The 23612-nt window shown below is 68.9% G+C and carries 19 protein-coding genes; 7 read left to right on the forward strand and 12 right to left on the reverse strand.

Annotated features, from left to right (window positions below; all coding sequences use genetic code 11):
* Positions 1-67: 67 nt before the first annotated feature.
* Positions 68-2374: a hypothetical protein gene (locus tag ACFJI2_RS08750; RefSeq protein WP_377704646.1), complete on the forward strand. Its 2307-nt coding sequence runs from the start codon at positions 68-70 to the stop codon at positions 2372-2374.
* 7 nt (positions 2375-2381) lie between these two features.
* Positions 2382-4682 carry an SUMF1/EgtB/PvdO family nonheme iron enzyme gene (locus ACFJI2_RS08755; RefSeq protein ID WP_377704647.1) on the forward strand — a complete coding sequence of 767 codons (2301 nt, stop codon included), beginning with the start codon at positions 2382-2384 and terminating at the stop codon, positions 4680-4682.
* Positions 4683-4694: 12 nt separating this feature from the next.
* Here ACFJI2_RS08755 and ACFJI2_RS08760 read toward each other — a convergent pair whose 3' ends face one another.
* Genes ACFJI2_RS08760 through ACFJI2_RS08770 form a run of 3 tightly spaced genes read right to left on the reverse strand, consistent with a single transcriptional unit; the run spans position 4695 to position 7608 of the window.
* Complete coding sequence (locus tag ACFJI2_RS08760) at positions 4695-5012, reverse strand: hypothetical protein (protein ID WP_377704648.1); 318 nt, start codon at positions 5010-5012, stop codon at positions 4695-4697.
* Position 5013: 1 nt separating this feature from the next.
* Positions 5014-5313: a hypothetical protein gene (locus ACFJI2_RS08765; protein WP_377704649.1), complete on the reverse strand. Its 300-nt coding sequence runs from the start codon at positions 5311-5313 to the stop codon at positions 5014-5016.
* A gap of 18 nt (positions 5314-5331) precedes the next feature.
* The gene (locus ACFJI2_RS08770; RefSeq protein WP_377704650.1) at positions 5332-7608 is read right to left on the reverse strand and encodes a hypothetical protein; all 2277 of its coding nucleotides are present in this window, start codon (positions 7606-7608) and stop codon (positions 5332-5334) included.
* A 190-nt stretch (positions 7609-7798) separates the two neighbouring features.
* Between ACFJI2_RS08770 and ACFJI2_RS08775 the strand changes: the two genes are divergently transcribed.
* The gene (locus ACFJI2_RS08775; protein ID WP_377704651.1) at positions 7799-8197 is read left to right on the forward strand and encodes an OsmC family protein; all 399 of its coding nucleotides are present in this window, start codon (positions 7799-7801) and stop codon (positions 8195-8197) included.
* Between the two features lie 4 nt (positions 8198-8201).
* Complete coding sequence (locus ACFJI2_RS08780; protein ID WP_377704652.1) at positions 8202-9098, forward strand: pirin family protein; 897 nt, start codon at positions 8202-8204, stop codon at positions 9096-9098.
* Between the two features lie 4 nt (positions 9099-9102).
* Here ACFJI2_RS08780 and ACFJI2_RS08785 read toward each other — a convergent pair whose 3' ends face one another.
* From ACFJI2_RS08785 to ACFJI2_RS08820, 8 genes are all read right to left on the reverse strand, one after another.
* On the reverse strand, positions 9103-10518 hold the full coding sequence (locus ACFJI2_RS08785; protein WP_377704653.1) for an FHA domain-containing protein: 1416 nt from the start codon (positions 10516-10518) through the stop codon (positions 9103-9105).
* A 245-nt stretch (positions 10519-10763) separates the two neighbouring features.
* On the reverse strand, positions 10764-11777 hold the full coding sequence (locus ACFJI2_RS08790; RefSeq protein ID WP_377704654.1) for a PP2C family protein-serine/threonine phosphatase: 1014 nt from the start codon (positions 11775-11777) through the stop codon (positions 10764-10766).
* Between the two features lie 2 nt (positions 11778-11779).
* Positions 11780-12400, reverse strand: a complete 621-nt coding sequence (locus ACFJI2_RS08795) for an SH3 domain-containing protein (RefSeq protein ID WP_377704655.1) — start codon at positions 12398-12400, stop codon at positions 11780-11782.
* Positions 12401-12408: 8 nt separating this feature from the next.
* Positions 12409-14100: a hypothetical protein gene (locus ACFJI2_RS08800; protein WP_377704656.1), complete on the reverse strand. Its 1692-nt coding sequence runs from the start codon at positions 14098-14100 to the stop codon at positions 12409-12411.
* Positions 14078-16702, reverse strand: a complete 2625-nt coding sequence (locus tag ACFJI2_RS08805; protein WP_377704657.1) for an FtsW/RodA/SpoVE family cell cycle protein — start codon at positions 16700-16702, stop codon at positions 14078-14080. The genes ACFJI2_RS08800 and ACFJI2_RS08805 overlap by 23 nt, the downstream gene beginning before the upstream one ends.
* Positions 16702-17979, reverse strand: a complete 1278-nt coding sequence (locus ACFJI2_RS08810) for a serine/threonine-protein kinase (protein ID WP_377704658.1) — start codon at positions 17977-17979, stop codon at positions 16702-16704. The genes ACFJI2_RS08805 and ACFJI2_RS08810 overlap by 1 nt, the downstream gene beginning before the upstream one ends.
* Positions 17980-18088: 109 nt before the next feature.
* Positions 18089-18529 (reverse strand): hypothetical protein, encoded by a 441-nt coding sequence (locus ACFJI2_RS08815; protein WP_377704659.1) that lies wholly within the window; start codon positions 18527-18529, stop codon positions 18089-18091.
* 103 nt (positions 18530-18632) lie between these two features.
* On the reverse strand, positions 18633-19169 hold the full coding sequence (locus tag ACFJI2_RS08820) for a GNAT family N-acetyltransferase (RefSeq protein WP_377704660.1): 537 nt from the start codon (positions 19167-19169) through the stop codon (positions 18633-18635).
* Positions 19170-19292: 123 nt separating this feature from the next.
* On the opposite strand from ACFJI2_RS08820, the gene ACFJI2_RS08825 reads away from it, so the two are divergent.
* Positions 19293-20708, forward strand: coding sequence for a M20/M25/M40 family metallo-hydrolase (locus ACFJI2_RS08825; RefSeq protein ID WP_377704661.1), 1416 nt, complete (start codon positions 19293-19295; stop codon positions 20706-20708).
* Positions 20709-20710: 2 nt separating this feature from the next.
* Here the strand turns inward: ACFJI2_RS08825 and ACFJI2_RS08830 are convergent, their stop codons facing one another.
* Complete coding sequence (locus ACFJI2_RS08830; RefSeq protein WP_377704662.1) at positions 20711-21565, reverse strand: MBL fold metallo-hydrolase; 855 nt, start codon at positions 21563-21565, stop codon at positions 20711-20713.
* A 122-nt stretch (positions 21566-21687) separates the two neighbouring features.
* Between ACFJI2_RS08830 and ACFJI2_RS08835 the strand changes: the two genes are divergently transcribed.
* Together ACFJI2_RS08835 and ACFJI2_RS08840 are read left to right on the forward strand one after the other, a co-directional pair.
* Complete coding sequence (locus tag ACFJI2_RS08835) at positions 21688-23085, forward strand: TonB-dependent receptor plug domain-containing protein (protein WP_377704663.1); 1398 nt, start codon at positions 21688-21690, stop codon at positions 23083-23085.
* Complete coding sequence (locus ACFJI2_RS08840) at positions 22967-23611, forward strand: TonB-dependent receptor domain-containing protein (RefSeq protein ID WP_377705814.1); 645 nt, start codon at positions 22967-22969, stop codon at positions 23609-23611. The genes ACFJI2_RS08835 and ACFJI2_RS08840 overlap by 119 nt, the downstream gene beginning before the upstream one ends.
* Position 23612 lies beyond the last annotated feature (1 nt).

Here is a 23612-nt window from a genome sequence, read left to right on the forward strand (position 1 = left end):
CCGCGCCCCTGCTAAAATCAGGACCGGACGGGGTGGCTGAAAGATGAAGGTTAACAAGGAGTTCCACATGTTCCGAATGTTTGGTTTTGGCGGCGTCAAATGCCCGCGCTGCGAGCATAAAAATGCCGCCGGCACGGGCTACTGCGCGAACTGCGGCGTGATCCTGGGTGCACCGCACAATCAGCCGGTGCTGCGCGACAACCGCTGGATACCAGCCAACGACGAGCTGGCCGTCTACTTCGGCGTGCGTGAGCTGTCCGGCATCTTCAACAAGACGCTGCGCGTGCCCGCCACCACCCGCGCCTACATCCTGCAAGCGGACAAAGCCACCGAAGTGCCGCAGGGCGAATACGAGATCGAAGGCTTTTTCACTCGCCTGAACCACCTGCTGCGCGACCAGCACGCCGAAATCCTGATCACGCGCACCACGCCGCTGCCGGTGGAATTCAGTTTCAGCGACCTGCACACGGCCGAACACCTGAAGGTGGCCGCGCGCTTCAAGGTGGCCATCAAGGTGGAAAACGTGCCGGCGTTCGCCCAGCACTTCATGACCGTACCCGGCACCGTCACCACGCTGCACCTGCATGACCTGCTGGCCGACTCGGTGCGCCAGGTTGCCGCCGAATTCATCGGCGGCCGTTCCATGCGCGACATGAGCGGCAACGCCGACTTGCGCCTGCAGCTGGACGAACGCCTGCAGGCGGCGCTGAAGCTGCGCCTGGCCGAATTCGGCCTGGCCGTGGCGCAGGTGGACACGCTGTCCCTGCGCCACGACAAATTCGACAACAACCGCGAGCGGGTCGGTTCGCTGTGGCTGGTGGCTGACGAGCGTCACGCGCAGCTGGAACACGTGAAGCAGCTCGACGAGCTGTACGATGAAGAAGAGTGGCAAGCCATCTGGCGCGAGGAGCAGAAGCTGCGCAGCGACTTCCGCCGCGCCGAGCTGCGCCAGGACGCCGCCGTGGACAAGGCCGAACTGGCGCAGCAGGAAGCGGAGCGGGTGCAAGCCATCCGCGCGCGCGAAGTGGACCTGTACGGCCGCATCATCGAATCCCGGACGCGGCGCCAGGCCTTCGAGCGCGGCGCCGGCGCCACGCTGATCGAGCTGGAACACGAACTGGCCAAGAAGAAGGCCGGCCGCGCGGGCGACGTGGCGGAGTGGGAGCATGTGCGCCAGCTGGCGCAGATCAAGATGCGCACCGAGCTGGAAGTGGCGCAGCAGGCGGCGCAGGAACAGCGCCAGCTGGCGCAGCAGCGCTTCTCGCACCAGCTGCACATGCAGCAGATCCAGAACCAGGTGGCGCAGGCGCTCACCATCGAGGACGAAGCGCACCGCCGTGCGCAGCTGGTGCGCTTGCGCCAGAGCGAGGCGGAGGCGCAGCAGCGCGAAGCGGAACTGGAAGCGGAGCACCACAAGGCGCGTTTCCACGGCGTGGCGCTGGCCAACGCGGCGCGCAAGCGCGAAGCGGAGCGCGTGCAGGAATGGCAGGACCAGCAGCAGCTGGCGCACCAGCGTGAATTGCTGCGCGGGGAAGCCGTCAAGGACGCGGCGAACAGCGTGCAGGTGGCGGAGGTGAGCCAGAAGCTCGAGCAGCTGCGCCGGGAGGGCGCCGCCGCCGACGCCGTGGCGCAGTACGAGAAGCTGCTGCGCACCATCGAGGCGGACGGCGTGCAGCAGCGCCAGTCGCAAGCCCTGGTGCAGCGCGCCGCGCTGGACCAGCTGGCGGTGGACGAGCAGCGCCTGGCGCTGAAACAGCGCGAGCAGGAAGCGGAGTGGCAGCGCGAGCTGAAGAAGATGGAGCACGAGCGCGAACAGAACTTCGCGCGCTGGAAGGGCGAGTACGACACGCTGCTGGCGCAGCAGGCGCACGCCGCCGAGCTGGCGCGCATCGACATCGAACGCATCTCCACCATCGGCAACCTGAGCGACACCGGCAAGGTGGCCATGGCCGCCGCGCCGAACGCCGCCGCGCTGGCGCAGCTGATGAAGGAACAGGTCCGCTCCGGCATGGACGCCGAGCAGATCCAGGCCATGGCCGCCGTGGTGGCCGCCGAAAACAGCCTGAGCCCGGCCGACGCCCTGCGCATGGTGCAGGAGCGCGTGGCCGAAGAACGCGCCCACCGCGACGCGCAGGAGCAGAAGGACAAGCAGCATCAGCTGGAACTGCTCAAGCTGCAGAACGCCACGCACGCCAATGCCCTCAGTTCGCAGATGCAGCTGGGCGTGGGCGTGGCCCAGGCGGGCGCGCCGGTGCACCACCACCATGCGCCCGCGCCCACGCAGCCGGCCGTCAAATGCTGCGTGAACGGCCATCCGGTGCCGGCCGACCGTCCGAACGCAAAATTCTGCGCCGAATGCGGCGTACCTTTATAAGTTGACGATGCAAACAGCAAGAGACAAGATACGTGAACTGCGTGCCTTGCACGACGATGGCCTGTTAAGTCTGCAAGAGTTCGACCGCCGCAAGAACGCTATCCTGGACGCCGAGTATTCGCCGCTGGGAGGCAGCGCCGCGCCCGGCGCATCCGCCGCCCCTATCCAGCTGCGGCAGGGAACGGAACTGGGCCTGATGGCAGGCCAGGAAATCGGGCCGCAAAACCGCCGCTACCGGCTGGAACGGCTGATCGGCCTGGGCGGCATGGGCCAGGTGTGGCAGGCCACGGACCTGGCCACGCAGGAGGAATTGGGCCATAGCGACCAGGTGGCGCTGAAGATCCTGCCGCCGCAGCTGACCCAGAGCGCTACGCACACCAAGCTGCTGATCGAGGAGGCGACGCAGGCGCGCCGCCTGGCGCACGAGAACATCGTGCGCATCTACGAGTGGGCGCAGGACCCGGCCACGTCCAGCTATTTCATCATCATGGAGTGCCTGGACGGGCAGGACCTGGACGCCTGGCTGGCGCACAGCGGACCCGCCACGCTGGAGCAGGTGCACACCATGCTGCGTCCGGTGGCGCATGCGCTGGACTACGCCTGGGACAAGTTCAAGCTGGTGCACCGCGACATCAAGCCCGGCAATGTGTTCCTCACGCAGAAGGGCGAAGTCAAGCTGCTGGACTTCGGCATCGCCTCGCGCGCGCGCAACGCGGGCAGCAGCCTGGGGATGCAAACGCCGAACGCGGGCACCACCGGCTACCGCGCGCCGGAAGCGGGCACCAGCCAGCGGCAGCCCAGTCCCAAGCTGGACGTGTATGCGGTGGCGGTGATGATCTACCAGTTGCTGGAAGGCCGCCTGCCGTTCGACGAGAACCGCAGCGCGCAGTTTCTGCCGTCCGCGCCGGCGGCGTTGAATGAGCTGCAGTGGCAGGTGCTGCAGCGCGGCTTCGCCTTTGCGCAGGAGCAGCGCCCGGAGTCGGTGACTGCGCTGCTGGACGCCTTGCTGGGCGCTTCCGGCCCCAGCGAGGAGGAGCTGGCGGCGCAGGCGGCCGAGCGCCAGGAGCGTGAACGCCAACGCGAGCAGGAACAGCGCCGCGAGCAGGCAGCGCGCGCCGAGCAGGCTCGCGCGGACGAATTGAAGCGCCAGGCCGAACTGGCCGAGCGCCGCAAGGCCGAGGCGCAGGCCGCCGCCATCGAGAAGGTGAAGCTGGACCAGCAGCGGCGCGAGCTGGAACGCCAGCAGCGGCTGGAGGCGGAGCAGCAGGCCAAGGAGCGCAAGGCGCGCTTGCGCGAGCAGCTGCTGGCGCGGCGCGAGGCCGATGCGCTGAAGGCGCGCCAGGCGCAGGAGGAACAGCAGCGCAAGGCGGCGCAGCTGAAGGCGGAAGCGGCCTACCGCGCGGAGCAGGAACGCCACCGCAAGGAGCAGGCGGCGCGCAACGCGGCCGAACTGGCGGCGCTGATGCCCACGCCGGGCAGTCCGGTGGCCGATGCCAGCGGCGTGCTGCGCGACCGCTTCCTGGACGGCACCGGCACCGGGCCGGACCTGGTGCTGATACCGACCGGGCGCTTCGAGATGGGTTCGTCGGAATACGAGCGCAACATCGCGATGAAGGCGGGTTCACAGAAATCCTGGCTGGACAGGGAGACGCCGCAGCATTGGGTGGGCATCGATTATCCGTTCGCGCTGGGGCGTTTTCCGGTGACGGTGGGCCAGTGGCGCCAGTTCGCGCGCGCCACGCGCTGGGAGTCGATGTCGGATACGGATTGGGCCGCGCCGGGGTTCAAGCAGGGCGATGAGCACCCGGTGGTGGGCGTGAGCTGGCACGACGTGCAGAAATATCTGGCGTGGCTGTCGGAAAAGACGGGGCAGGTGTACCGGCTGCCGAGCGAGGCGGAGTGGGAGTATGCCTGCCGGGCGGGTACGCATACGGCGTTCAGCTTCGGCGACAATATCAGCACGGAGATGGCCAACTACGATGGCAATTTCACCTACAACAACGGGGCCAAGGGCGAGTTCCGGCAGGGCACAACCAAGGTGAACGCCTTCCAGCCGAATCCGTGGGGGCTGTTCGACATGCACGGCAATGTGTGGGAATGGACGCAGGACGTGGTGCACGACAACTACCAGGGCGCGCCGGGGGACGGCAGCGCCTGGGAGCAGGGCGGCGACCCGGTGCGGCGCGTGCTGCGCGGCGGGTCGTGGCTGTACCAGCCGCGCTATCTGCGATCGGCGCTGCGCAACGGTTACTCGGCGGTGCTGGCCAACGACATTGTCGGGTTCCGCGTCGCGCGCAAGCTGACGTAGCGCTACGGCCAGCTACGCCAGGCAGCGCAGCTTGGGCGTCTGCCGCATGGCCGGCGCGTCCAGGGCGTCGACCAGGAGGCGGGCGCCGCGCGCGGTGAAGCGGTAGCGGCGGCCGGTAACGCCGCCGGTCACCACCAGTTCGCGCATACCGTCATACACGAAGGCCACGCCGGGCGGCGCGGCGAATTGCGGCGCGCTTGCCGGTGCGCCTGACGCGGGGCCGTGCACGCCTTGCGCAGCGCTCGCCCGCACGCCGTCGGCGGCGCCGTAGCCCTGCGCGCCGTAGATTTTCTGCACCACTTGCTGGCGCCTGCTTCCGCAGCATCCCATGTCAGTCCTCCTCTTGCCGCAGCGCGCCGCGCACGCGCTCCAGCGTGATCGCTGCGGCGGACAGCGCGGGCCACAGCAGTGCAAAGTGCAGCCAGCCGGTGGCCAGCAGCGCGGCGGGCGGCAGGGCCACCCACAGGCTGGCGCAGTAGAAGCAGTCCAGCATGCGCCCCAGGAAGCCGTCGCCGGCCCACGCCCGCAGGCGCGCCATGGCGTCCCACGGACCATTCTCGGCGTGCAGCAGGTGCGTCACCCGCCACACGGCGAGGACGGCCAGCAGCAGCTCGTACCAGGCGCCTTCCATGCTCCCTCCAGCCCTTACCTAGCCTCTATCGTCGCCCGGTTCCGGGCAGATGTCCGGACACAGCTCCGGCCGCAATATCGTGAACGCCACCTCGAACTCGTTGTGGTGGGTGAGGCTGGGTGCGCCGCAGTTGGCGGTGCGCTTCCAGGCGCGCAGCCGCAGGATGTAGGCGCAGCAGCGGTCGAAATCGCTGCCGCGCAGCGTCACCTTGTAATGGCCGCCGTACCAGTGCGGACGCGGCGCACCCTGCGACAGGGCCTCGAGATAGGTCGGCCCCACTTCGAAGGTCGGGTCGGCGCTGAAGGTGCCGTGCGCGCCGGTGCCGATCTGGAAGGTCTGCGCCACGCCGTATTCCGCGAACAGCGTGTAGCCGCCGAGGTGGCCGTCCTGGACCGTGGAGGGCACGGTAACGCTGAAATGCACGGTGAGCGTGTCGTTGGCGGACAGGCGCACCATGTCGCAGGCGTTGATGCAGTACCCGCCCGGCTTGCCCTCGTTGACGCAGATGCTGCGGATGTAGCAGTCCGGCTCATTGGTGCAGTCGTGCACCGTGCCCGGCCCGCAGGGATGGATGGCGGTGGGTGCCGGATGCACCATGGCCTGGTTGTCCACCCGGATGAACACCTTCTGCGCCTCCTGCTGGCCGCAGCCCGGCAGCACGCGGGCGCTGGACAGCACCAGGTTGTCCGCCGCGTCGGCCGAGTAGCCGATGAAGCGCAGCTGGTACAGGGCGTCTGGCGTGATGGCCGGGTTGGCCGTTGTATCGAAGTAGAACAGCGTGTCCGGGTCGTACCAGATCACCTGTCCGCCGAAGCGCGGAATGGCCGGATGCAGCGCCTCGTAGTGCTGGCGCGTGATCATGACGGTCTGGCCGTTCTTCACGATGGGCGTGAAGGCGGGCGCCGGCTCCACGGCCTGGCCGCTGCCGTCCCAGTAGTTGCGCTGGAAGCCTTCAAAGGCCGGCACCGGCAGGTCGGTCCAGACGCCGCCGTCGCGCGAGATCTGCACCTTGAAGTAGTCCACGTCGCTGCCCACGCCGCCGCGTATGCGCAGCGAACCGTAGAAGGGCCGGTCTTCCGGCGACGGCAGCGCCGTGTAGGCGTAGCCGCGCAGGTCCGGGAACGGGGGCACGTCGTCGTCGCCGATCTGGCTGGTGCTGACGCAGCCGACGAAGGTCACCTGCAGGCACTCGGGGCAGTCCGGGTCGTAGCATACCGGCAGGCAGCAGGCCTGGTCGTTGGCCAGCAGGGTGACATGCAGATTGGTGGGGATATCCCAGCGCGTTTGCGTATTGCTCTCGGTGCGGATCACGCGCACCGCGCCGCCGCACGGCTGGGTCACGCGGAACACCACGTCCGGCGCGCAGTCGTTGCGGTCCCACCAGGGCCAGATGTGCAGGGCCGCCAGTTCCGGCGAGGGCGGCAGCACCGCCAGCAGCGCCTCGGCGGAAATGGCGTCGTCCGCCACGCCCTGGCCGGACGGCATGCGGGCCAGCGGCATGGCGCCGGCCCGCGTGGCATGCGCCGCCAGCTGCTGCAGGTAGAGCGGGTCGGGCGAGGGCGGCACCGGCACCGGCGGCAGGGGGATGCGGTAGCGCGTCAGCAGGTCCTGGATCTGGTTCGCCAGCTCGTGGTCCAGCGCCCAGCTCTGCAGCAGCCATGGCCGCCAGCGCAGGCAGCACCAGCGGAAGCGGATGACGAAATTGCCGTTGAGGTCAGTGACGGCGGACTTGATCAGGTCGCGGTGGTACCAGAAAAAGAAGCGGTCCACGTCGTAGGCCTCGACGGTGGCGCCGGGCACGGGCGCGTCGCAGAAGCTCCACTGGCCGGTGGCGGGATTGTAGTGCCAGCGGCGGCACACCACGCGGCCGCGCAGCGTGTAGGTCCGGCAGCAGTACAGCCAGCAGTGGTAGATGGCGATGTCCACCGCCAGCACGCCCACGTCCACCCTGACTTCGTAGCTGGCGCCGGGCGTGGCGTCGCCGCCGTCGTCCGTGTCGGAGCGCTGGCCGGCCAGGTCCACCACGTGGCTCAGCGTATCGATGCCCAGCAGTTCCATGTCTCCCACGTTGGGGCCAATCAGCAGGCGCACCGGGCATGGCAGGGTGGCGCCGGCCAGCAGCGGCGCCTCGAACTGGACGGCAAAGCGCACCGGCTCGCGGCGGTTGCCGGCCTGGACCACGTTGGAGCCCAGCACAACGCCGTCGCGCACCACCGCCACGCGCAGCTCCAGCTCGGGATCGAATTCGTCTTCCGGGATCTTGCTTAAATCGATGGCGCCTGTGATTTCGCTCATGATGGTCTCCATGGTTGTCCCCGCACGTTTTGACTGTATTGAGCGCAAGCGGCGATTGCCAGGTATATGCGGCCCCTGTTTGAGCTAGGTCATGAGATGTGCATTCTGTGTAGATGGGCGTATGGGATAGGCGAATCATGCGCAAACGGTGTACATTGTGGCTTCCAAGACTTATGCATGCGAGGAGCCCATGTCTATCAAAGTAATCCGTGACCAGTCGCTGCCGATGCGGCACATCGCGCATGTGCGCAACCACATCATTTCCGTCGACGGCACGGTGGAGGAAGGCGGCAACGACGCCGGCCCGTCCCCGCACGACCTGTACGATGCGGCCATCAGCGCCTGCAAGGCCCTCACCGTGGTGTGGTACGCCAGGCGCAAGGGCTATGCGCTGGAGAACGTGGAAGTGACCACGGAACGCGACGACAGCGAAGAGCGCAAAGGCGTGTACCGCCTGGCCGCGACGGTGCACCTGACTGGCGACCTGAGCGAAACGCAGCGCGCCGAACTGCTGTCGGCCGCGCAGAAATGCCCGGTCCACAAGCTGATGACGGCGGTGACCACTGAAATCAGCACCGTGCTGGGGTAAGCCCATGACCATCTCTACTATCCTCAAAGGCCACGACAAGGACCTTGGCGGCGGCTTCATCGTGCGCCGCTACCTGCCTTCGGCCGTGAAGCAGGCGGTTGGCCCGTTCATCTTCTTCGACCATTTCGGTCCCATCGACGTGGCGCCCGGCGCGGACCACGACGTGCGCCCGCACCCGCATATCGGCCTGGCCACAGTGACCTATCTGTTTGAGGGCGCGATGGACCACCGCGACAGCCTGGGCACGGTGCAGCGCATCGAACCAGGGGCCATCAACCTGATGACTTCCGGGAAGGGCATCGTCCATTCCGAGCGCACGCCCAAGGACCTGGTGGACCAGCCGCACCGCACGCACGGCCTGCAGCTGTGGGTAGCGCTGCCGAAAGCGTTCGAGGAGTGCGAACCATGCTTCGAGCATACGCCGTCGGCGCAGATTCCCTCCTTCCAGGTGGACGGCGCCAGCGTGCGCGTGCTGATGGGCGCCGCCTTCGGCAAGACTTCGCCGGTCAAGACCTACAGCCAGACGCTGTACCTGGACGTGGCGCTGAAGGCGGACCAGGAGATCGGCTTGGCCGGCCTGCCGGAAGAAGCGGCCATCTACCCCATCAGCGGGGAGCTGGAAATCGACGGCGTGCCGCTGGCGCTGCACACCATGGCGCTGCTGGACACGCGCAGCGCGCAGCGCGTGCTGGCCAGGTCGGCCGCGCAGTTCGTGGTGGTCGGCGGCGAACCGCTGGACGGACGGCGCTACATGTTCTGGAATTTTGTGTCCTCGCGCAAGGAGCGCGTGGTGCAGGCGGGCGAGGACTGGGAGGCGATGCGCTTCGCCCAGGTGCCCGGCGAAACCGAGCGCATTCCGCTGCCCAGGCGCCCGGCCGACAAGGAGCCGACACCGCTGTAATGGCTCAGGCGGTGTGCACGTCCTGCGCAGCGATGGTGCTGTGCAGGTCTTGCGCCCCGGTGCGAATGATCCAGCTTTCCGGATAAGGTTCGCTGGCGAAACGCGTCAGGCGCGGCATGCGGCTCAGCTTTTCCATGGAGGCGGACGGCGCCAGCGCCGTTTCCTTGCCGGTAAGCTGGTCCAGGTGCCAGAAGCCGCCGTCGTGGTGCAATATCAGCGGCAGCGCGGCCGCTTGCGGCGTGGCCGGGAAGGACGGCATTGGATAGCCGGGGTGGCAGTTCGGCGCCAGCAGCAGCAGGCACTCGGCGTGCGCGCCCTGGTCCAGGCGGTGCAGGATCACGCCATGCGGCATGATGGCCGACACCTGCAGCACGACGATGCCCTTGATGCTGGCGCTCATTTCAATGCGCATGCCCAGGCGCAGCCGCACCGGCTTGTTCTTGCCGGGCCAGACGCCGTCCAGCAGCACGCCGTAGCGCGACACGTCTTCAATTTCGAAGCCGCCGCCTTGCGCGGCGCGGCGGATCACGGCATGGCGGCCGGACAGGCGGCGCGTGAGGCCGTTCGCTTCCGGGCCGCCGTCGGTGAAGTGCTGCAGCAGCACGTCCGCTTCCGGATCGACCAGCTCAAAACGTCCCAGCACGCATTCGTCCAGCGCGAACAGGCGGACCTGGCGCTGCGCACCCGCTTCCGGCGCGGCGTTGACAAAGCTGGCCGCCGTCGATGGGTGCGGGTGCACCGGCTCCGCGCGCGGCACGGCGATTTCGATCAGGTCTTCATCCCACGCGATGGTGGAGAAGCCCATGTCCACCTTGCCCTGCGGCGCGTCCAGGTTGACGTGGGCGATGCCGGCGTTGCGCGCGGTGACGTCGATATCGAGGCTGTCGCCGCCTTGCGCGTTCACGCGGGCGATGGAGGCGTCATCGGCCATCACGCGCACGTTCTTGTGCGTGCTGAGGAAGATGCGGTGGATTTCGGTGAGCGTGGCGTCCAGGCGCGGCACCAGGATGACAAACACGCATTCCCAGCGGCGCGTGGCCATGCCGGCATGCTGGCTCATGACCTCGGCGCTGATCTGGTACTGGCCGTGCTCCTTGTTCTTCGACGTGAATTCCACAAAGGCGGGCCGCCAGCTGCCGTCCGCCGCGCGTACGAATTGCTGGCGCGAAGCGCCGTTCGGTATCAGTTCAGACTGCAGTTGAATAGCGAGCTGGGGCGCGCAATCGTCGGGCATGCCGCGCAACTCCATTTTCAGGGTCTGGCGGCCGCCTGCCGCGCGCGGGTCGAAGCCGCTGATGTGCAACTGCGGGCGCGGCCGTGCGCCCTGGTAGGCGGGGGCGGCGGCCAGGCCGGTCGCGGGCAGGTTTGCAGGGACGTGACTGGACGCCGCGGCCGGGGAGGCGGCACGGGCGCTGCGCATCGCACTCAGCAATTCGTAACTGGTGGACGCGGCTGCAGGTTGCTGATGTCCTCCCGCGCAAGCTTCTTCACCGGGAAGGACCCAGAAAGTGCAGTGCGGGTGGTCGGAGTTACTGCATTTTTTCATGGCTGTAGGACCGGCGGCATAACCAAGAGCTTACGCGCTTTTGGCAGTCCCTGGCAACGGTTGCGGCCAATATTTGCGCCTGGCTAAACCATCCGGGCCGGGATGCAACATTGCCGTGATCAAAACGGCATCGTGCGCGCCAATGGTAGTGCCGTTTCGTCAACATTGTCGGCGTTGTTCACCGTGCTGAAACGCAGCGCGATCGCTGTCAGGTTATCAAGCAGCAGGCCGGCCGGCGGGGCGCTGCGGTAGCTGCCGAACAAGGCGGCGACGGCGTCGGCGGCGGAGGCGGCGCAGCCCAGCAGTTGCGGCCATTGCGCGATCCATTCCTGCGGGCGGCGACAGGCCCAGAAGCCGTCCGTGGCGAGCAGGTAGATGGCATCGCTGCGCACGGCGAGGGCGCGCCGGTCGGCCAGGGGCTGCAGGAAATCGGGCAGGCGCGCGCCGTCGAGTGCGCACAGGGCATCGTCCAGGCGCTGCGGATCGGCGAACGCGTTGCCGAGGATGAAGGCCTGCGCAATCTGCGGACGGTGTTCGCCGTGCACCTGGCGCCACCACTCCTGTGCGTCCAGCATGCCTTGTATGGCGAAGGCGGTGGCGGGCACATGGTCTATCGTGAGGGGGCGCGCCTGGCCGGGCGTGATTTCGTACAGGCGCGAGTCGCCCACGTGGTACAGCAGCGGCGCCTGCTGCGGCGGCAGTTCAAGCAGCGTGAGCGTGGTGCCCGGGCGTCGCGGCCGGCCGGCGTCGCCGGGCACGCTGAATTGCTGCTGCAGGCGGGCGTGCAGCGCATCCAGGCGGGTGGTCAGTTCGTCCAGCGTGGCGCAGGCGGGCATGCGCAGCAGGCCGGCGGCGACGGCTTCGGCAGCCTGCCGCCCGTAGCCGTGACCGCCCATGCCGTCCAGCACGGCCAGGCGCACATGGCCGCGCGGCCAGTGCGGCAGCTGCAGCGTGCGTTCGATCTGCGCGTGCATGATGATGGCGCGGCCGTCGGCGTCGATGAGGACCAGGTTGTCCTGGTTCTCCAGCACCTGGCCGCCGCTTCCGCTGTCTACGACGCTGACGCTGGCTGCGCTGCGGGCGGCAATGTCGAGGGCGGAACCGAAGTTGAGCGTTTCGAACAGGGACGCCATGCTCATTCCGCCGTGCGCCGCAGCCACAGGCTGCTGACCCAGCCCGTGCTGCTTTGGCCGTCGGCCAGCGTGCGCACTTCCCACCAGTCGCCGGAACGCGCGCCGGTGGGCAGGACGCTGGCGCCGGCCGGCACCAGCGCCAGGCGCTGCGCGTCCACGCTGGCGGCGGCGCGCAGGTTCAGGTCGCGGTGCACGCGGAAAGGGCGGATCTGGTGGGCCGGCGCGGCGCTGCCGGGGCTGCCGGTGTGGGCGGTCAGGGCGGGCAGGGCGGCAATGCGGCTGTTGCGGGCGGCCGCGCCGTTGGGCGTGCCGATGGGGCGGCTGGTTGGCTCGCCGGCTGGCGTGCCAGCTGTCGTGCCGGTATGGGCATCGCCAGCGCCCGCCCCCGCGCCGCCGGGGGAGAATGCCGTGGGCAGTCCCGCCTGCGCCAGTTGCGGCAGCGGTGCGCTGGCGAAATGCAGTATCAGGCTGCCGAAGGCCCATGTGCCCAGGCCTGCGATGCACAGGTTGCGCAGCGTGGGGCGGCGCCACCATTCGCGCGGCGTGAGCCAGGAGGCCAGCACCAGCGTCACGGCCAGGCCGGCCAGCCAGGCGGCGGCGCTGTAGCAGGAATCGATCCGCATGGCGCCGCTCACGCGTCAAAGCGCAGCACGTAATGGCCCGCGACAAGGTGGTGACCCGCTGGCAGCAGGTAGGGCGCGTCGGCGCTGGCCTCGCCTATTTTGGCGACGAATTCCATGCGTTCATCCAGGTGGTACAGCGCCTGCGAGGCGGACAGGCGGCCGATCCGGAAGCCCTGCGGCGCCGCCTCGAAGCTGAAGGCGTTGCGCGACAGGCCGAGGCGGTCGGCGCTGGCGCCGCTGCCGCCGCCGCCACCGTTGCCGCCGCCGCTGCGGTTGTCGTTTCCGCCGCGCGTGCCGCTGCCCGTGTCGTCATCTGAACGGTTGCCGGTATTCAGGAAGCGCGGCGAGTCCAGTACGCGCAGGGCGGCCAACGCCGGCGTGCTGCGGCCGAACTGGAAGCGCGCGCCCATGGCGATGGGGGTGCTGATGGGGTGCGCCAGGCACAGCGTGGCGCAATAGCGTTCCGCCATCGCAGGCGGCGCGGGCAGCAGGCGGATGGCGCGCGCGTCCACCGGCGTGAAGCTGGCCGGCGCCTCGACGCGCTGCCGGCCGCTGTCGGTGCAGGCATACAGCTCGTCGCGGTCGTTGACAAGGAAACTGATGGCCGTGCCGGCTGCCGGGTCGGCGTTCAGGCCCAGCGCCTGGCTGAAGGGCACCTCCAGCGTGCTGGCGCCGGTGTCGCGGTAGCGGCTCAGGCGCGGCAGGGCCAGCGCCACGAGGCTGACGCGCTGGCGTTGTTCCACAGGCGCATAGGTCGCATCGGTCTCGCCGCTGCGCTCTGCGGAACGGCGCGACGGCATGGGAACGGCGGTGAGTTCGCCGGCATCCGCAGGCAGTGCAGGACGTGCCTGCCAGACTGCCGCACGGCCGGGCGCGGCGGCGGCCGCAGCCGGCGCCGGGGCGGATACCGCCTGCGCAGCGCTCATGGCGCCGGCCGGACCGCGCGGCGCGAGCGGCGGCGCAGAGCTGCTGCGGCTGATCTTGAGCAGCAGCCGCGCAGGCACGCCTTGCGCATCCACGGTGCCGCGTTTGGACTTGATGACGTAGTGGCCCTGGCTGGCGTCGAAGCTGCAATCGAAGGCGTCCTTGGGCCGCATCTGCACCACCGGCTGCGCATCCGGGCCGTCGTTGAGCAGCAGGATGGCGCCGTCGTCGCCGAAAGGCCAGCCGCTGGCCACATAGCTGGCCATGGCCTCGCTGCCGCCGATCAGCGCCAGGCGCTGGTTGGAATACACGGGGCACACCGGCTTCCACACCGCGCTGTCGCGCGATACGCTGATGTTGAACAGTGCCTTCTCGTCCGGCGCCGGCAGGTAGACCGCGTGGCCGAAGCGCACCTCCACTTCGCCCGGCGCCAGCTCCTCCTTGCCCAGCACGTCGTAGCGCACCTGGTCGGTGCCGAGCAGGTCGCCGAAGTCTTTCTGGTGCAGGGCGGCCAGTGTCTGCGCCAGTTCGCGGGCGCGGGTGCCGCGCGTGAGATGGTAGTCGTCGTCCACCTCGTCCTGCGGCAGCATCAGCGTCACATGCGAGAAACAACGGGTGGCGGCGCGGCCGCGATGTTCGCGCGGGCAGCGTTCAAGCAGGTCGCGCAGCAGAGGGCGGCGCGAAAACAGCGCCAGGCCGGGGGCTTGCCAGATGGCCTCGGCGTTGAAGACGTCGGGAATCCGGCCCAGGACTTCATGTTGGACGTAGATCGGCATGTTCATTCTCCTCTAAAGATTGCGCGCTGACCGCACAGCAGGCTAGCAGGGGGCACAGGAAAAACAGCAGGTGGCTGCCGCCGGCGGACAGGAAGCTCATGGGCTGGCCCATGATGGGAAAGATGGCAAGGTTGGTGCCCCAGGACAGCAGCAGGTGGCCGAACAGGAATGCGGCGCCGCCGCACAGGGCGAAACAGCGGAAGCGGCCGCGCCAGGCCTGGCGGAAGTCGCGCGACCGTGCAGCGGCGGCGCCGGCGCGCGCGGCCACGTGCAGCAGGCCGGCCACCAGCGCGGCTTGCGCGGTCCACAGCAGCACGGCGCCCAGCAGGCCGTGGCGGTTGAGGAAGAAGGCGGGCGCGAAGTCGTCCTGCACGGCGGGGATGTTGACGGCGCTGCCTGCGGACAGGCCGAGCGAGCGCAGGCCGAGCATGCTGTCCGCGCCCCACCAGCCGCCGTCCGCAATGGCGCGGGCGCCGAGCAGCAGCTGCTGGCCGGTGTGCGGATGGGCTGCCGGGGCGAGCCAGACCTGGAAGCGGTCGGCGTAGAAGCTGCCGGCCAGCGGCCATTGCGCCACGCCGTCGGCGCCCGCGTCCCGTACCAGCGCGATGGCTGCTACCGCCGTCAGTGCGATGCAGGCCAGTGCGGCGGCCATGGCGCGCTTGCGGGCGGCCATGGCGTAGGCGAAGGCCATGGCCATGCTCCAAACGAGCAGCAGGATCAGCGGCGAGAAGTCGTCCACCTGCACCAGGGCGAAACCCAGCAGCGCCAGGAACAGCAGCGCGGGCGCGGCCAGCTGCAGCCAGCGTATCGCGTGGCCGGGCTGGCGGTAGCCGGGGTCGTTCCAGCCCATGCGCAGGGCGAGACAGTGGGCGGTGAGGGCGGTGAGCGCGAGCTTGGCCAGTTCCACGGGCTGCAAGTCGAATACCCCGGTTTCGTCGCCCCACAGGACTTGCGCGGCCAGCGCGGCCAGGGAGCAGGCGGCCAGCCCGGCGAGCAGCCATTCGGTGGTGCGCTGGGAGATGGCGGTGCGCGCGCGGGCGCTCCGCAGTTGCCACTGCTGGCATAGCTGCCATAGCACGGCGGCGCCGCTGCCTGCCGCAAGCAGGGCCGTGCTTTTCTGGTAGTAGCGCAGCCAGGACGAGACGCTGGCGCCGAGGCCGAGTTCGAGCTGTGCCAGCAGGCCGGTGGCCAGCAGGACCAGCGCGGCGGCCATCGGCACGGGCAGGCGCTTGGGCGTGCATAGCCACAACGCCAGTGCGGCGGCACCCAGCAGCAGCGAGCACGCGGCGCTGGCAGGATGCCCGGCCCGCTGCGCCACCACGGCCGCCACGCCCGCCGCAAATAACGCCGCCGCAGCCGCCGCTCGCACCGCCGGTGCAGCGCGCGCCGCCGCTGGCGCAAAGTAGGCTGCCGCCGGCGCGAAACCGGCCGCCGCTGGCGCAAAGTAGACGGCCGCCGGCGCAGCACCGGCCGCCGCAGCAGTGACGCAAGCCGCCCCTGGCGCGATGCGGATCGGTGCCGGCGAAGGGCGCGCTGCGCTGCGTGTGGCGGCCCGGCGGGTGATCGCGAATGAGGCCGCCAAGGCAGCGATGGCGGCGGCGAGCAGCGCAACTACCAGCGGAGCTTGCCCGAGGTTCCACAGCGCCCGTTGCTGCCAGTGCCAGCTTACTTGGGGCGCCAGGCGCGCGTCCGGGACTGTGAACAGTGCCACGTGGCGCGAGGGCGCGAAGGTCAGCACGTTGTTGTCCGCTGAGGCGAACCGGGGGCTGGCGCCGGAACCTGCGGTGCCGGCGCCGGGAGAGCCGGCAGCCGGCGGCGCGAGCTGGAATCGGGTGCGGCCGATGCTGAAGGCGAGAATGCCGGCCAGCGGCTGTTCTTCCTGGCGCAGGCTGGCTTGCACTCCGGCGCGGCTGATGCGCAGCGCGGTGCGGCCGTCGTCCTGGGCCCCTCCACTCAGTAGCAGCTGGTCGCCGTTGCGGGCCAGCGTGGCGGCGCCGGGCGGTATGCCCTCCAGCCCGAGGCGGTTGCCGCAATGGAGGTTGCCGCCGAAGACGAGCGGCCGCGCTACAGTGACGGCCTGCGGCGCGGCGCGGTTCCACAGCGCGGCCAGGTGGGCGGCGGCTGTGGCGTCCGGGCAGGCAGGCTGGGCGCTGCCGTCGCGGTAGAGGGTGGCGCCGTCGTAGCGCCAGCCACTGCCAGCGTACTGGAAAGCCACCGCCTTGCCGTCCGCGCCGCCGGGCTCCACCCTGAACACGGCGCCGCCTATCTGGAATCCGCTCGCCCCGGCCAGCGCCGCGCTGCCCATGCGCTGGTCGTCGCCGGCGCGGTGCAGCACCACCGGGCGGGCGGCACTCAGGTTGCGCAGCAGCCAGGCGCCGTGCGCGTCGCGCCTTAGCTGAAGGTGCGCACGCTCGGCCTGCGGCGCTGCCAGCTCGTGCGCGCCCAGCGTGGTTTGCTCGCCGGGCGCGAGGCGGACGTCAATGGCGGCGGGAGACCAGGCCGCCGGTGCGCGCAGCAGGGACCAGGCTTGCAGCGCCGTCAGCGCGGCGAGCGCGGCGGCGGTGGCGGCGAACAGGCGGCCGTGCGTTGTTTGTCCGGCCATCATGCCTCCGCGTCGCTGTGCCAGCTGGCCTGCACTTGGCCGGCTGTGGCATGCCACCAGTGCGTGGCATGGGCCGGCGCCAGCCCTACCTGGCGCGGCGGCAGCCAGTTGCCGCCGCTGGCGCGCGCGCCGCCGGGCTGCAAATCGGGTCGTGCCGGTGCGCTATTGCTTCGTTCGCTACTTTCGCTACCTCCGGCTTGCGCGATGGCGGCGAGTTGGCGGCTGATGTCGATAGCGTGGATGGGGCGCGCCTGCGGGGCGGCAGCGAGCAGATGGCGCAGCAGGCGCAGGGCGGCTTGGGCAGTGTGCGGAGCGCGCGTTGTGTGCGCGCCGGGCGTTGCGTGCGTGGCGTTCGCGGGGGCGTTCGCGGTGGCGTCCGGCCGGGCGTACGCGGGGGCGTGCGTGGCGGGGGCGGACGTGAACGGCCGGCGCTCTTGCCCGCCATCGGCCGCGTCGCTGATCGCCTGAACGAAGCTTGCTTCCTCGTCCGCCTGCAGGATGGCGGGCAGGCCGCCGTGCCGGCGCAGCAGGACATCCGCGCCGTTCGTGTGATGCTCGCGGTAGGCCTGGCCGCACTCGCCGCAGTAGCGCAGCTGCTTGCCCCCGGTGGCCATGAAGTAGAACAGCGCGCCCAGCGCAAAATAGTCGCTCTGGCGGCCGGTGGCATAGCCACCCCCGCCGGCCGGGAAGAACTGCTCCGGCGCCTGCCAATTGGCGGTGCCGGCGTAGGAATGCTCGCCGAGCGCGCTCAGGCGCCGGTTGGTGCCGAAGTCGGCCAGCTTGACCGCGCCCAGGTGCGCGTCGACCAGCACATTGGCCGGTTTCAGGTCCAGATAGCGCCAGCCGTATTGATGCACCTTGGCCAGTGCCTGGTTGAGCTGCGCCATCCAGGACAGCAGGCGCGCCAGCGGCAGGCGCTCGCCCCGGCCGCGCAGCGCTTTCAGGTGCCTGGCCAGGTCGCAGTCCAGCAGCTCCAGCGCCAGTACCGGCAGGCCGTTGTGCCAGCCGCTGTCGAGCAGGCGCACGATGTGGCGCTCGTCCCACGGCTCCAGCAGCTGCAGGAAGGTGATTTCGTTCTCGGCGCTGGCGATCCAGCGTTCGCGCTGGGCGGGCAGGGCGCGCGCCATGTGCGCTTCATTGATCAGCTTGAGCGCCACGTCGCGCGTGCCGCGCGGCCCCTCGGCGCGCCAGATGACACCATAGGCCGAACCGCCTATGCGCTCGCGCAGGCGGTAGTGGCCCAGTTCAAGGGTGATGATGGTGTCGCTGGCTGTCATGGTGCTCCCCGGACGGCGGCATGCCGTTGCGGGAAGCTAGCGGAGGGACGCAAAAAAACGGCCTGCGCCGGAGGGGCGGAGGCCGTTAAGGGGTCTTACAGGGATGCGATTAACGGTGGCCGTGACCGCGGCCGTGGCCGTGATGGTAGCCACGGTCATAGTAGTAGTCGCGGCGCGATTCGCGGTAGTAGTACGGACGGGCCGGTTCCACATAAACCACGGCAGGCTCGTAGTAGCGCGGCGCTGGCGCGTAGTACACCGGTTGCGGCGCAGGCGCGTAATAAACCGGCGCCGGCTGCGCGTACACGCGGGTGGAGACGTAGCCGCCGCCGTGGTGGCGTCCGCCGCCGCTCAGGCTATTGCCGACTGCCGCGCCGACCAGGCCGCCGACCACTGCGCCGCCCGAGCCGCCGTTCTGGCTGCCGATGGCCGCGCCGATCACGGCGCCGGCGGCGGTGTTGAAGTCACGGTCGCCCGCGGCCATGGCCGAAGACGAGACGGCAACGGTGGCCAGCAACGCTACCGCACCCAGGAATTTTTTGTTCAGCATGGTGTTCCCCTTTGCTCGGCCAGGACCGGAATGGTCGTGTTGCCGTCGTATGAGTATCACTATAGCCGGGTCCGTCCCGCACACGGAACGAATATACACATTCTTACAAAGCCGCCCGGCGGCGCTCCCATTCGGGGCGCAGCAGGCTGTAGACGCTGACATCCTGATAACGCCCGTTGATGAAGAAGGCCCCGCGCAGCACGCCTTCGGCGGTAAAACCGCATTTTTGCGCGATGCGCACCGAGCCAGCGTTCTCGGGCGCGGTCAGCAATTCCAGGCGATGCCAGACATGCACTTTAAACAGGTAATCGACTAGCAGTTGCACCGCTTCGCTGATGTAGCCGTGCCCGGCCAGCGCCGGTTCCAGCAGGCGGTAGCCGATCTCGCGGGTGGTGGGCGTGCGGCTCTTGAAGTGGGTGATGACGCCGACGATGTGGTGGGCGCGGTCCTCCACGACGAACAATTCGCTGTCGTCGGTGACGAAGCCGTTCTGCATGAACTCCCTGCGCATAACCTCGGGCGATTTGAACTGCTGCGAAAAATAATCGCCGCGCGATGGCAGGTCGTTGGCCAGCGCGATGAAGGCGTTCAGGTCGGCGGTGAGCAGGTGGCGCACCGTGCACAGTTGTCCTTTAAGCATGGGCAGCTTCCGTCAGGGCAGAAAGCCTTAGTGTAAATCCAAAAACTCGTGCGCAACATTATTAAATACGTTATCGTTTCCGTCCTCGCTTCTATCCATAACGAGAACTCACATAGGAACCGCATGAAAACTGTATTGACCGTTTTGATGAGCTGCATGCTGGGCGCCGGCGCGATCGCCGCCCCAGCCAACGACCCCGCCACCCTGCGACAGATCCGCGACGCAGCGATGAAAAGTGACTACGCCTTCGAGCGCCTGGCCGACATGACGGACCTGATCGGCCCGCGCCTGTCCGGCTCCCCCGGCGCGGCGGCGGCCGTGGAGCAAGTGGCCGAGGCCATGCGCAAGCTGGGCGCCAAAGTGACGCTGCAGCCGGTGAAAGTGCCGCACTGGGTGCGCGGCGAGGAAAAGGCGGAGCTGGTGGACTATGCGGGCCGTCCGGCCGGCTTGAGCCAGCGCGTGGTGCTGACCGCGCTGGGCGGCTCCGGCGCCACGCCGGCCGCCGGCCTCACCGCGCCGGTGATCGTGGTGCGCGATTTCGACGAGCTGAAGGCGCGCGGCGCCGAAGTAAAGGGCGCCATCGTGCTGGCCGACGTGAAGTTTGACCAGGAAATGGCCGACCGCGGCCTGGCCGGCCAGGCTTACGGCCAGGGTTCGCGCTACCGCACCCTGGGTCCCAAAGTGGCGTCGGAAATGGGCGCGGCGGCCTTCCTGGTGCGCTCGGTCGGCGGCGCGGACTACCGCATCGCCCACACCGGCGCCACCGCGCTGAGCGAAGCAAACCGGATTCCCGCAGCGGCCGTGACGGCCGAAGACGCGATGCTGATCGCTCGCCTGTCGAAACGCGGCCCGGTGAAAATGCACCTGACGCTGACCCCGCAGAACCTGCCGGAAGCCGACAGCTTCAACGTGATCGCCGACCTGCCGGGCACCGACAAGGCCGACGAGATCGTGATCGTCTCCGGCCACCTGGATTCGTGGGACCTGGCCACCGGCGCGCATGACGACGGCGCCGGCGTGGCGGGCGCCATGGGCGTGCTGCAAACGCTGAAGGCGCTGAACCTGAAGCCGCGCCGCACCATCCGCATGATCGCGTGGATGAACGAGGAAAACGGCACGCGCGGCGGCGCCGCCTACCACGCGGCCAACAAGGACACCATCCTGAAGCAGTTCGCCGCCATGGAAAGCGACGGCGGCGCCGGCCGTCCATTCGGCGTCATTGCCAGCGTGGAGCCGAAGGCCGAGAAGTATTTTGCACCGTTGCAGGCGGCGCTGCTGCCGATCGGCGCCAATGCCTTCACGCGCCACGACCACGTGGGCGCGGCCGACCTGTCGCTGCTGGAAAAAGACGGCGTGCCGCTGTTCCAGCCGCACGTGGACACCTCCACCTACTTCCACTACCACCACACCCCGGCCGACACGCTGGACAAGGTGGACCCGGACCATCTGCGCCGCCATGTGGCGGTGATGTCCACGCTGTCATGGTTCCTGGCGAATATGGACCAGCCGCTGGGCCGCGCGCCGGTGGTGGAGAAGTAAGATCAGATGGCGTTCAGCGGTATCTTCAGGTACCGCACGCCATTGTCTTCCGGCTCCGGCAGATGCCCGGCGCTGATGTTGACCTGGATGGCAGGCAGGATCAGCACCGGCATCTGCAGCGTGGCGTCGCGCGCGGTGCGCATGGCGACGAACTCCGCCTCGCCCAGGCCGTCGCGAACGTGGATATTGTCGGCGCGCTGTTCGGCGACGGTTACTTCCCAGCGCGCTTCGCGGCCGGCCGGCGGATAGTCGTGGCACATGAACAGCCGCGTTTCCGGCGGCAGCGCCAGCAGGCGCCGCATCGACCGGTACAGCGTGCGGGCGCAGCCGCCGGGGAAGTCGCAGCGCGCCGTGCCCACGTCCGGCATGAACATGGTGTCGCCGACGAAGACCGCGTCGCCGATCTGGTAGGCCATGTCGGCCGGCGTGTGGCCCGGCACATGCAGTGCGCGCGCCGTGAGGCCGCCTATCATGAATTCCTCATCCGGCTCGAACAGGTGGTCGAAGCGCGCCAGGTCCTGGCCGCCGCCGCTGTTGTACACATGCGAGAACGCGTGCTGCACCGCGCGGATACCGGCGCCGATGGCGATGCGGCCGCCCAGCTGGCGCTGCAGATAGGACGCGCCGGACAGGTGATCGGCGTGGGCGTGCGTTTCAAGCAGCCACACGGCCTTCAACTGGTGCGCGCGCACGAAGTCCAGCACCAGGTCCGCCGAGCGGGTGGCGGTGCGGCCGGACTTGGGATCGTAGTCCAGCACCGAATCGATAATGGCGCATTCGCCGCCGTCTGCCTGGTAGACGACGTAGGTGACGGTGGAGGTGGCGGTGTCGAAAAATGCTTGGATGAGCGGTTTCATGGCGCGCATTATATAAAGAAGACGCATAACGAGGCCATTGCATTGCTCTTTTTTTGATGCGTATGCACTTTGCCGCGAAACGCGTATTATGTGCTGCAGTGTTGTCACTGCGGGAGATGCTTATGGCCCTGAAACGCTGCTTGACCGGCGCGGCGCTTAGCCTGGCAACCCATGCAGCCCATGCCTATCCTGTTCAGGACAACTTCACCAGCATGTCGCTGGAAGAACTGGGCGCCGTCCGCATCACCTCGGTGTCGAAACGTGAAGAACGCCTGGCGGACGCTCCCGCCGCTGTCTATGTCATCTCCGCCGCCGACCTGCGCCGCTCCGGTGCTTCCAGCCTCGCTGAGGCGCTCCGCCTCGCTCCCAATCTGCAAGTCTTCGAAGTCAACTCGGGCACCTATGGCGTCACCGCGCGCGGCTTCGCCGGTGACAATAACAAGCTGCTGGTGCTGGTCGATGGCCGCTCGGTGTACACGCCCCTGTTCGCGGGCGTGTTCTGGGACGCGCAGGACGTGCCGCTGGAGGACATCGAGCGCATCGAGGTGGTGAGCGGCCCTGGCGGCACGCTGTGGGGCACCAATGCGGTCAATGGCGTCATCAACGTGATCACCAAGCAGGCCAGCGCCACGCAGGGCGGGCGCGTGGCGCTTGGCGGCGGCAATGCGCGCACGGACGGCACGGCGCGCTACGGCGCGGCCCTGGGGGCGAACGGCGCATACCGGATTTATGCCAAGGCCTTTTCGGTCCGGAATACGGAGACGGCCTCCGGCAAGGAGATCGACGACGCCTGGCACAAGGTGCAGGCAGGCTTTCGCGCGGACTGGAAGCAGGGCGCCGACAGCTACACCGCGCAGGGCGACATCTACCGCGCCCGCAAGGGCCATCCCCTGCCGGGCAGCATCGTCATTACCGGATTGAGCGTCCCGCTCGGGAACCTGGAACTGGGCGGCGGCAATCTGCTGGCGCGCTGGACGCGGCAGCTGGGAGATGGCGGCAGCATCCAGGCGCAAGCCTATTATGACCGCACCGAGCGCAACGTGGCGCCGTTCTTCGATGAGCAGCTGGATATCGTGGACTTGCAGGCGCAGTACACCATGGCGCCGATCGGACGCCACGCGCTGACCGCCGGCGGCCAGTATCGCCAGGCCAACGACCGCCTGGAGAACAGCCCGTATTTCGGCTTTATGCCCGCGCGGCAGACGATGCGCTGGACCAGCTTGTTCGCGCAGGATGAGGTGACGCTGGGCGAGGCGTGGCGCCTGACGCTGGGCCTGCGCGCCGAGCGTAACGGCTATACCGGCAACGAGTTCCTGCCAAACGCGCGCCTGGCGTGGAAGGTGGGGGCGGACAGTACGCCTGTGGGGCGCCGTGTCGCGCACCGTGCGCGCGCCGTCGCGGCTGGACCGGGACCCTGTGGTGCCGGGCGTGCCGCCCTATCTGCTGGTCGGCGGGCCGGATTTCCAGTCGGAAGTGGCGCGCTTTTTCGAGCTGGGGTTCCGCAGCCAGGCAGGCGCTGACGTGCTGTATTCGGTCAATCTCTACCGCGCGCTGTACGACGACCTGCACACGCAGGAGCAGGTGCCGGGACAGCCCAAGCTCAAGTTCGCCAATGGCATGATGGGCGCTTCGCGTGGCGTGGAGGCCTGGGCTAGCTGGCAGCTTACGCCTTCCTGGCGTTTGCGCGGCGCAGTCACGGCGCAGCACACTGATACCTGGCTCAAGCCGGGCGTGGTCGACCTGGGCGAGTCGCTGACGCGCAAGGGGCGCGATCCGTCTTACACCGCGTCGCTGCGGTCCAGCTGGCAGCTGGCGGACGAGCGCGAATTCGACCTGGCGCTGCGCCGGGTTGCGGCGCTGTCCGCCCCGGATGTGCCGGGCTACACGGCGGTGGACATGCGCTTCGGCTGGAAGCTGCGGCCCTCGCTGGCGTTGTCGGTCACCGGCAACAACCTGTTCGGCGGCGGCCATGGCGAGGCGACCGATGTGGCATACCGCGCGCAGGCCAGCCGCAGTGTGGCCGTCGAGCTGGCGGCGTGGTTCTGAA

Source organism: Pseudoduganella sp. UC29_71 (assembly GCF_042693265.1).
In the GTDB taxonomy this organism is placed as follows: Bacteria; Pseudomonadota; Gammaproteobacteria; order Burkholderiales; family Burkholderiaceae_D; genus Rugamonas.

Bases quoted from the DNA above. Each gene is read 5' to 3' on its own strand.
- ACFJI2_RS08750 (WP_377704646.1), top strand. From the start codon at position 68: ATGTTCCGAATGTTTGGTTTTGGCGGCGTCAAATGCCCGCGCTGCGAG.
- ACFJI2_RS08755 (WP_377704647.1), top strand. From the start codon at position 2,382: ATGCAAACAGCAAGAGACAAGATACGTGAACTGCGTGCCTTGCACGAC.
- ACFJI2_RS08760 (WP_377704648.1), bottom strand. From the start codon at position 5,012: ATGGGATGCTGCGGAAGCAGGCGCCAGCAAGTGGTGCAGAAAATCTAC.
- ACFJI2_RS08765 (WP_377704649.1), bottom strand. From the start codon at position 5,313: ATGGAAGGCGCCTGGTACGAGCTGCTGCTGGCCGTCCTCGCCGTGTGG.
- ACFJI2_RS08770 (WP_377704650.1), bottom strand. From the start codon at position 7,608: ATGAGCGAAATCACAGGCGCCATCGATTTAAGCAAGATCCCGGAAGAC.
- ACFJI2_RS08775 (WP_377704651.1), top strand. From the start codon at position 7,799: ATGTCTATCAAAGTAATCCGTGACCAGTCGCTGCCGATGCGGCACATC.
- ACFJI2_RS08780 (WP_377704652.1), top strand. From the start codon at position 8,202: ATGACCATCTCTACTATCCTCAAAGGCCACGACAAGGACCTTGGCGGC.
- ACFJI2_RS08785 (WP_377704653.1), bottom strand. From the start codon at position 10,518: ATGCGCAGCGCCCGTGCCGCCTCCCCGGCCGCGGCGTCCAGTCACGTC.
- ACFJI2_RS08790 (WP_377704654.1), bottom strand. From the start codon at position 11,777: ATGGCGTCCCTGTTCGAAACGCTCAACTTCGGTTCCGCCCTCGACATT.
- ACFJI2_RS08795 (WP_377704655.1), bottom strand. From the start codon at position 12,400: ATGCGGATCGATTCCTGCTACAGCGCCGCCGCCTGGCTGGCCGGCCTG.
- ACFJI2_RS08800 (WP_377704656.1), bottom strand. From the start codon at position 14,100: ATGCCGATCTACGTCCAACATGAAGTCCTGGGCCGGATTCCCGACGTC.
- ACFJI2_RS08805 (WP_377704657.1), bottom strand. From the start codon at position 16,702: ATGGCCGGACAAACAACGCACGGCCGCCTGTTCGCCGCCACCGCCGCC.
- ACFJI2_RS08810 (WP_377704658.1), bottom strand. From the start codon at position 17,979: ATGACAGCCAGCGACACCATCATCACCCTTGAACTGGGCCACTACCGC.
- ACFJI2_RS08815 (WP_377704659.1), bottom strand. From the start codon at position 18,529: ATGCTGAACAAAAAATTCCTGGGTGCGGTAGCGTTGCTGGCCACCGTT.
- ACFJI2_RS08820 (WP_377704660.1), bottom strand. From the start codon at position 19,169: ATGCTTAAAGGACAACTGTGCACGGTGCGCCACCTGCTCACCGCCGAC.
- ACFJI2_RS08825 (WP_377704661.1), top strand. From the start codon at position 19,293: ATGAAAACTGTATTGACCGTTTTGATGAGCTGCATGCTGGGCGCCGGC.
- ACFJI2_RS08830 (WP_377704662.1), bottom strand. From the start codon at position 21,565: ATGAAACCGCTCATCCAAGCATTTTTCGACACCGCCACCTCCACCGTC.
- ACFJI2_RS08835 (WP_377704663.1), top strand. From the start codon at position 21,688: ATGGCCCTGAAACGCTGCTTGACCGGCGCGGCGCTTAGCCTGGCAACC.